Source organism: Oligoflexia bacterium (genome assembly GCA_034439615.1).
In the GTDB taxonomy this organism is placed as follows: domain Bacteria; phylum Bdellovibrionota; class Bdellovibrionia; order JABDDW01; family JABDDW01; genus JAWXAT01.
On sequence record JAWXAT010000068.1, the window covers coordinates 1 to 8,165 of the forward strand.

8 protein-coding genes are annotated in these 8,165 nt (G+C 39.7%); 5 read left to right on the forward strand and 3 right to left on the reverse strand.

The genetic code is table 11. The features are described from left to right. Nucleotides 1-118 precede the first annotated feature (118 nt). Complete coding sequence (locus tag SGI74_14625; protein MDZ4678728.1) at nt 119-1,327, forward strand: hypothetical protein; 1,209 nt, start codon at nt 119-121, stop codon at nt 1,325-1,327. Between the two features lie 244 nt (nt 1,328-1,571). Here the strand turns inward: SGI74_14625 and SGI74_14630 are convergent, their stop codons facing one another. Beyond that, entirely contained in the window at nt 1,572-1,910 is a 339-nt protein-coding gene (locus tag SGI74_14630) for a 2Fe-2S iron-sulfur cluster-binding protein (protein ID MDZ4678729.1), read from the reverse strand. A gap of 252 nt (nt 1,911-2,162) precedes the next feature. Between SGI74_14630 and SGI74_14635 the strand changes: the two genes are divergently transcribed. After that, nucleotides 2,163-3,575, forward strand: coding sequence for a hypothetical protein (locus tag SGI74_14635; protein ID MDZ4678730.1), 1,413 nt, complete (start codon nt 2,163-2,165; stop codon nt 3,573-3,575). Here the strand turns inward: SGI74_14635 and SGI74_14640 are convergent. Both SGI74_14640 and SGI74_14645 read right to left on the reverse strand, forming a co-directional pair. Next, a complete protein-coding gene (locus SGI74_14640) occupies nt 3,572-4,792 on the reverse strand; it encodes a M28 family peptidase (protein ID MDZ4678731.1) in 1,221 nt (406 codons plus the stop codon). The two genes, SGI74_14635 and SGI74_14640, sit on opposite strands and share 4 nt — an antisense overlap. Before the next feature lie 133 nt (nt 4,793-4,925). Then, the gene (locus SGI74_14645; GenBank protein MDZ4678732.1) at nt 4,926-5,540 is read right to left on the reverse strand and encodes a hypothetical protein; all 615 of its coding nucleotides are present in this window, start codon (nt 5,538-5,540) and stop codon (nt 4,926-4,928) included. Nucleotides 5,541-5,779: 239 nt separating this feature from the next. Between SGI74_14645 and SGI74_14650 the strand changes: the two genes are divergently transcribed. From SGI74_14650 to sufC, 3 genes are all read left to right on the forward strand, one after another. Continuing rightward, nucleotides 5,780-6,226 (forward strand): SUF system Fe-S cluster assembly regulator, encoded by a 447-nt coding sequence (locus SGI74_14650; protein MDZ4678733.1) that lies wholly within the window; start codon nt 5,780-5,782, stop codon nt 6,224-6,226. Then, the gene (gene sufB / locus SGI74_14655; GenBank protein ID MDZ4678734.1) at nt 6,223-7,671 is read left to right on the forward strand and encodes a Fe-S cluster assembly protein SufB; all 1,449 of its coding nucleotides are present in this window, start codon (nt 6,223-6,225) and stop codon (nt 7,669-7,671) included. Before SGI74_14650 ends, sufB begins: the two co-directional genes overlap by 4 nt. Beyond that, a partial coding sequence (gene sufC, locus SGI74_14660) for a Fe-S cluster assembly ATPase SufC (protein MDZ4678735.1) occupies nt 7,664-8,165 on the forward strand: 502 nt, incomplete at its 3' end. The genes sufB and sufC, both read left to right, overlap by 8 nt.

The following is an 8,165-nucleotide window of genomic DNA, read 5'->3' on the forward strand; positions in this document are numbered from 1 at the left end:
ACCAACACCAACACCAACACCAACACCAACACCAACTCCAACACCAACACCAACACCAACACCAACACCAACACCAACACCAACACCAACACCAGGGCCTTCGCTAATGAACTTTGGCATGGTTACAAATCAAACTCGTTGTGTGATTTGTCACTTAAGTGTTTATGGTGATATAGCATCGACAGATAGCTCACCATTTAGTTTACATGAAAACTCAAAAGGAACGATTTTTGGTAATGTCTTGGCAAACCAAATAATTACGCGCCAAACATATAATAGCTTTACGGGAATGTTTTCAAATAACGTAACTGATCCAACGCATAATCTACTTGAAAGAATTGACGGCAATAACAATACAACTGTTAGCGTAGCTGTTGATCAAACACAAAGCAGAAATTTTAGTATCAAAGATGGCCTAAATAATGGCCCAACACCACTTGCATTCACAGAATTTAAAGCCAGCAAAATTAAAAATTCGGTTAAAGGAAAAATCTGGCAAGGTTCTACTCTACGCATTCACAAAGACGTTGTAGGAAATGTGATTTTAGATGGTCGAGCACAAGCACTTAAAGTTGAAGGCGAAGTCTTTATCGACGGAGATCTTATCATCCACGGAAGTTTCACAGGTATCGGTACAATTTATGTTAGCGGAAGTATCTTCATACCTGATGACATCACAGTGGTAAACAACGCCAGTCTCTTTGCTAGCTTTCGTCAAGATGTCTCAAAAGCAGATGCAAAAGCACTTCAGTCAATTAATAACGGTGATAATGCATTACGATTAGCATCTGGTGAAAACATCATCATCGGTGACCCCGGTGTTATGCCCGCAGGTATCAACTTTAGAACTGTACAATTACCACCTGATACTCGCCTTCGAAATTATATCGTTAATCGTGACAATAATAATTACGCGTACGATAGTTACTACAGTCACACACGCATTCAAAGTATTACGAGTCAAACCAGCACACTTGATACCAATGGACAATGGTTCGCTGTTAATCGAACACGCATGGAAGGTACAAAAAACTTCCTGGATGCAATGGAATCAATGGGTTTTGCTTCAACAGCTGAGCGCTCAAAAGTATTTCAGATGGATCCCAATTACCTAGCTCGCTTAAAACCAGAATATGAATTACCCACTCAAGTTTGTGGAACAGGCAAAAACTTCCGCGTAGGTTTTGGCTCAGTGGCTCGAATCGATGCCGCCTTGTACGCACAAAAATCAATCGGTGGCGTAATTACAAGTGGTGGTAACATTTTAATTAATGGTGGAATTATAACTCGCAATTTAAGTCTTCTCGGTGGAACAGGCTCTGATTAAGAAAGCATACTCAACACCACTCCCCATGAAGGCACAAGGCGCGTTCCACAACTCTTTGAAATTCAAAAAAATTGTTCTGAAATTGTTTCTGGAAGCACTGGAGAATTCAGACTACCGGCTAATACGATTAATCCGTATAACGAAACTCGAGTAGATCAAAGTGTTATCACTTATGATTATCGCTTGAGAAATAATGGCTCAGGGTTTGATATCATGAGAAGTCCTGATTATCTCAAGCCCTAAGTTAAGAAATTTCAACAACAATATCTTTTGAACCATCGGGCACACATTGACATGAAAGCCTTGAACCAACGGTGTATCCGCTAGCCATATCAAGTTGTTCTTGTTCTTCTGGTGTAATGGGTGTGCATGATTCTAGACCTGATTTAACAATAACATGACATGTAGAGCAGGCAATATTTCCACCACAAACATGCTCTAAATCGACTCCGTTACCTAACGCAATTTCAAGAATGCTCCCAGGCAAACCGGTTTCACTATAGGGAACTTTTGCCGGATCAACATCAATGATGACATTACTTGGCTTGAAAGTGAGTTTGTAGTTTTTTGTTGGAGTCGTCATTGTTCGTCCATTCGTTAGTTAATAGAGTCATTATGTTTTCTGTTCTGCACGATAAGCTGAAGTTTGAATCACCGCAAGAAATTTTAGGTCTTTTGCCTAATTTTTTAACAAAATTTTAAAGGTAATATAATTTTGAAAATTACGTCTAAAAGTTACTCACTCCTCTCTAAACATAGTTTCAACTAACTCTCCAACTCTTCGATTCAATGTGAGAAAATAGAAAAAGATACAAAAGCTGTGGGGGCAATTCTAATGAAGTTTTTAGTTATATTTTTCAGTCTATCTACAATTATATCTTGCACCCAAAATAACCTACCACTTGAAGAAGCAATTAAATCTTCAACCTTTAAACAATCACCGCCTGCAACAAGCCCTACGCCCCCGCCTGCTGGTACAACTTCAAATGGTGTTGGCTTGAGACTGCATCCTGATAATCCACGATTTTTTCAAGATATCGCAACGGGCGAAGCCGTATTAGCCGCCTCATTTTTTAACATCGTACCGTCTGACTTATCTCATGATTACAATAGCGATTTAGCGCTGATTAAAAGCCACACATCACGTTATGCCCGCATTTGGCATCTTCTTCCCTGGGCTGGGACAAATGCAATTTGGCCATGGGCACGAAGTTCAGTGGGTGGAGCACCCATGGGTGGAAATAAAATCGATTTCAATAAATGGGATACTCAGTATTGGACGCGCATGACTGATGCACTTAAAAAAGCAACTGATGCAAAAATCGTTTCAGAAATCATGCTTTTTGAACGTTGTGGAATGTCACCTGCAGCATTCACCCGCTGGGAGAGTAATGCCTGGGCCTCAGATAATAATATCAACGGTCTTGAAACACCCATTGCAACAGCTGACGGAACTCCAGAATTTTATCAATATAAAACACGTCCAAAACTGCGCGAACAACAAGAACGCTACATCATGAAAATGATCGATGAAACAATTAAGTATAATGTCATTTACGAAATTGAGAATGAACACTGGGAAAATAATGATCCTGATTTTGGAGATCATTATGCTCAATTTGTTAAAAATTATATGCGCAATAAATACCCAACTATGCAAAGACTTGTTTCACACAGCAGTCTTGATGACGATCTTGAATTATTTTACAATATCCCTTCAGTTGATATTGTGAACGTACACTTCGGCAAAGAACCCGAGAGACGCCCAGAGTTACTCAACGAATATGTCACCAGCCACTGGGGTTCAAACAAACCTGTCAACGTTGATGAATTCGCGAATGATCTTGCTGACCCAGAAATTCTGCGAAAAATGAGTTGGCTTATTGTTTCTGGTGGTGGCCATTTTCATATTGAAGACACACTTCCATCATCAAAGCCCTGGGAAACCGTCGATAACATCAATCAGTTTTTAGCATTAAGTCGTTGGGATTTTGTTCACTCTGGCCCTAACAATGCAGTTTCACCGTCAGGCTTTTGTATGATTCAAGAGGGAAAAGAATATATGTGTTATTACCCATCAGGTGGGGCCAAAACTTTTGAACTTCCAGCAGGTTCTTACAAAAAAACTTGGTGGGACCCCATCAATGGCGGATTTGTTGGTACTGTCAACTTCCAACACTCCTCTGGGGTCCATAACCTGAGCTCACCCAATACAAAAGATTGGGTCTTACATATCACCAAAAATTAAAGCGGATCTGCCGTTTCTGCTACAAATACAGCTCCTAATAAAAGATATTTGAGTGCATGTGCAGGAGTTATAAGTGCGATTTTATCGGCACCTGTGTGAATGGTACTATTGTAATTACTAAATGAAGATTCAAAAGGAAAAGATGCTGAATATCCTTGTTGAGTCCATGAAGCGTGATCGCTGCAAGCATACCCACACTTTGTGTCGCCAATTAAATGTGCGGGAATTTGTAGATACTTTTCAGTAATCTTTTTAAGAAATGTCGTCAAATTTACGTCAACATAATCATTCACAAAATAAATACTCTGTGTATCTTGGGGTGATTTATATCCAGTCATGTCAAACTGCATAACAGCTCTTAAAGCGATATTTTGCTTTTTAAACTGAGCGGCAATGATTTGTGAACCATGAAGGCCATATTCTTCTGCTGCATAATAGGCAAAATAGATATCGCGTTTAAAACGAACCTTTGTATCTAAGATGGCATTGTAAATTTCCATGACTGTCATACTTCCTGAACCATCATCATCGGCACCGGGCTTATTGTTTTGAAATGTATCCATGTGGCCACCGATGAGAATCCCGGGCAAAGTAGAATCTGTTCCTGGAACTTTAACTAAAACAGATGGCTGTAAAAACCAACCTCCAGTAGAAATGGATGTCACTGTGATTTCAGAGCGCCCGTGAGCTAAGGCTAATTTTTTAGTTACATCTACGAGCCACTGCGAAGCTTTAACTCCAAGATCTCCCCGTGAACTACGATCCGGAAATCCAGAAAATGTGGTTAATGCGCCAATGAATCGTTCAAGATTAATTGAAGTCATCAATTGTTTAGCTGTATGTGGGTTACTCGGTTCAAATTTATCGAATTGCGAAGTATTTAAGGGTCTTCTTCCAACCCATTCTAATGCTTCTCGAGCTGAAATACCGTGGGTCTCCATCTGAACTTGAATATCTTGGAATCCACCGCATATTGCTTTTGCATGATGCATTTGTTGAGAAAGTGTTTCAACTTCAAAGGGTACTAACTTTACAAGCACATATCCGTTAAATTCATCGATGGCTTTATTAGACTTATTAAAATTTGTTCCTAAGAATTTCATATTCTCTTTTGGAATTGCGAAATAACGTGCATCGCTGCTGACGGCATAACCTGCGTCGTTAGAAATAAAAACACTCGCTATGACCAAGAGAAGACTGCTGAGTAATCGAATCATAATTCCCCCTCAAATGTTAAAATCGCAAATACGGCTTACTAGATCTTTCTCTTCACACTTACCTATGTCAAATACAAAACCGCTATGGGTATCTCTATGACACACATAGCGGCCTCTCAAAAATATACTAAGATTACTTCAATTTTTTCTCAGCGCGACTGAGTTCACTCTCTAAACTACCTACAGCTTTAGCTAAATTAACTTTTGTAGCTTCCCAGTCACCACCCTGAGTGTTTCGCTTTTCAAGATCAGTTAACATTGAGCTTAGATCGCTTCTTTTTTGATCAATCTGAATTAAATCAACTTTGCGATCACCACTTCTTTGATTTGCACGACTCTTCAATTGACCAATACGATAATCAAGGGAGCTCACACGCTTTTGCATGTTTGCAGAAAAATCTTTTTCAATATGTCCTGAGCCCTTTGAAATGGCACCCATTTCATTTCCAGGCGTTATACCCGTGTTTATGTTTGGAGCAGCATCGGTATTTGCGTTTGCACCGGCTGCAGCGGTATCACGCTTAACATCGGTGGTATTGGTGGTATTGCTGAAACCAGTTGCACCAGGTTGAGTTGTTGTATCTGTAACGGTTACTCCAGGCTGAGTTGTTGTACTTGTATCTGTTGTAGCCGTAGTGGTGGTATCGGTTGCATCAGTACGAACTTGTTTGTCAGTATCGCGATTACGCGTACATCCAACGCAAAGTGTAAGCACCAGTGCTGCATTTAGTAATAGTATAGGTTTCATATAAATCTCCTTATTAGTTTAAGACATTACAAATTTCCCATATCCACATTGCAAAGGAGTTGCCAAAAAGCATTTCGAATATCTCGCATCTACTTATTATTATTAGACTATTTGTCACATAATAGAGTTATTGTGACCCAAGCTTTACGGGCACTAAAAACGTTGCAGGGCATTATGAATCTTGACTTCAAATCTAAATAGCACCATATTCGTCCTGTTTAGGAGAACACATGTTAAGAATGAGTAAACTCACAGATTACGGCATTGTGCTACTCACGCATTTTGCAAAAAACCCTAATGGCACATCTCTCACCGCTCGAGAGCTTTCTGAAAAGTCAGGAGTCCCATTACCTACTGTAGGAAAACTTTTAAAAACACTTTGCCGTGGTGAAATATTAGAATCACAACGTGGTATCAACGGCGGGTACACACTCACCCACCCTCCAGTAACAATCACAGTAGCGAGCATTATAAATTTACTTGAAGGCCCAGTGGCACTCACTGATTGTACGAGCACAACTAAGCATGGTGATTGTGAAATTGAAAATCACTGCCCCGTTAAAGGAAGTTGGAAAAAAATTAATTCTGTCGTACTTAAAGCACTCGAAGGCCTTACACTCGCTGATATGACTTCTTCTCATCAAAAGACAACTAGTCAAAGTGCTCCTCAGGAGATAAATCAATGAAACCAAGTACCCCTCAAGCCATCAAAGATCTTACTGACCGTGAATACCAATATGGTTTTGTTACTGATATCGAACAAGAATCCATTGCTAAAGGTTTAAGTGAAGATGTTGTTAAACTTATTTCTGCAAAGAAAAATGAACCCGAATTCATGCTTGAGTGGCGCTTAAAAGCCTATCGCCATTGGCTCACCCTGACCGAACCCAAATGGCAACACGTTCACTACCCGGCAATTAATTATCAAGACGTCATTTATTATTCAGCTCCAAAGAAAAAAGAAACTCTCAAAAGTCTTGACGAAGTTGACCCTGAACTTCGTACCATGTTTGACAAACTTGGAATTTCACTTGATGAACAAAAACGACTTTCAGGTGTAGCTGTCGATGCCGTTGTTGATAGCGTTTCTGTCGCGACCACATTTAAAGCAAAGCTTGGTGAATTGGGTATTATTTTCTGTTCTTTTTCAGAAGCAGTTCATAATCATCCAGAACTTATTAAAAAATATCTCGGCACTATTGTTCCCTATACAGATAACTATTTTGCAGCACTAAACTCTGCGGTTTTTAGTGATGGCTCTTTTTGTTACATTCCTAAAGGCGTTCGAAGCCCAATGGAACTCTCAACATATTTTAGAATCAACGCAGCTGACACAGGCCAATTTGAAAGAACACTCATTGTTGCCGAAGAAGGTAGTCACGTGAGTTACCTTGAAGGTTGCACAGCCCCTCGCCGTGATAAAAATCAATTACACGCAGCAGTTGTTGAGCTAGTTGCCATGGATAATGCCCAGATTAAATACGCAACAGTTCAAAATTGGTACCCAGGGGATAAAGAAGGTAAAGGTGGAATTTATAATTTTGTTACCAAGCGCGGAAAATGCAAAGGTACAAATTCAAAAATTTCATGGACCCAAGTAGAAACGGGCTCTGCTATTACCTGGAAATATCCAAGCGTAATATTACAAGGTGATAATTCTATTGGTGAGTTCTACTCAGTGGCCCTTACCAATAATCACCAACAAGCAGATACAGGTACGAAGATGATTCATCTTGGGAAAAATACTAAGAGCACCATCATTTCAAAAGGAATCTCTGCCGGAAAAGGACAAAACACCTATCGTGGCCTTGTTCAAATCGGCAAGAATGCCACAGGATCAAGAAATTACTCTCAATGTGATTCACTATTATTAGGTGATAAATGTGGGGCTCACACATTTCCATATATCGAAGTTAAAAACACTTCGTCACAAGTTGAGCATGAAGCATCGACCTCAAAAATTGGTGAGGATCAGATTTTCTATTGTAAACAACGCGGATTATCTGAAGAAGACGCTGTAAACATGATTGTAAATGGTTTTTGTAAAGATGTTTTTAAGAAGTTGCCCATGGAGTTCGCTGTTGAAGCACAAAAACTCTTGGGAGTCAGTTTGGAGGGTTCCGTTGGTTAATTCACTTTTATCAATTAAAGATTTGCATGCAAAAGTTCCAGGCAAAGACATTCTCAAAGGGCTCAATTTAGAAGTTAAGCCTGGCGAAGTTCACGCCATCATGGGCCCCAATGGTTCCGGAAAAAGTACACTTGCTGGTGTTTTAGCAGGCCGTGAAGTTTTTGAAATCACCAAAGGCGACATTTTATATCAAGGCAAAACACTACTTGATCTTTCACCTGAAGAGCGCGCCCGTGAAGGAGTTTTTCTTGCGTTTCAATATCCCATTGAGATTCCAGGTGTGGGGAATACATATTTTCTTAAAGCGGCACTTAATGCCGTACGTAAACACAAAGGACTCCCAGAACTTGATGCTATTGAATTTTTAAAACTCGCCAAAGAAAAAATGAATCTTGTTCAAATTGATAAAAAACTTATGGAACGTGCCGTGAATCAAGGTTTTTCTGGCGGTGAGAAAAAACGTAATGAGATTTTTCAAATGGCAATCTTAGAAC

Coding starts and splice junctions, on each gene's coding strand:
- sufB (MDZ4678734.1), top strand. CDS start 6,223: ATGAAACCAAGTACCCCTCAAGCCATCAAAGATCTTACTGACCGTGAA.
- SGI74_14630 (MDZ4678729.1), bottom strand. CDS start 1,910: ATGACGACTCCAACAAAAAACTACAAACTCACTTTCAAGCCAAGTAAT.
- SGI74_14635 (MDZ4678730.1), top strand. CDS start 2,163: ATGAAGTTTTTAGTTATATTTTTCAGTCTATCTACAATTATATCTTGC.
- SGI74_14625 (MDZ4678728.1), top strand. CDS start 119: ATGGTTACAAATCAAACTCGTTGTGTGATTTGTCACTTAAGTGTTTAT.
- SGI74_14645 (MDZ4678732.1), bottom strand. CDS start 5,540: ATGAAACCTATACTATTACTAAATGCAGCACTGGTGCTTACACTTTGC.
- SGI74_14650 (MDZ4678733.1), top strand. CDS start 5,780: ATGAGTAAACTCACAGATTACGGCATTGTGCTACTCACGCATTTTGCA.
- SGI74_14640 (MDZ4678731.1), bottom strand. CDS start 4,792: ATGATTCGATTACTCAGCAGTCTTCTCTTGGTCATAGCGAGTGTTTTT.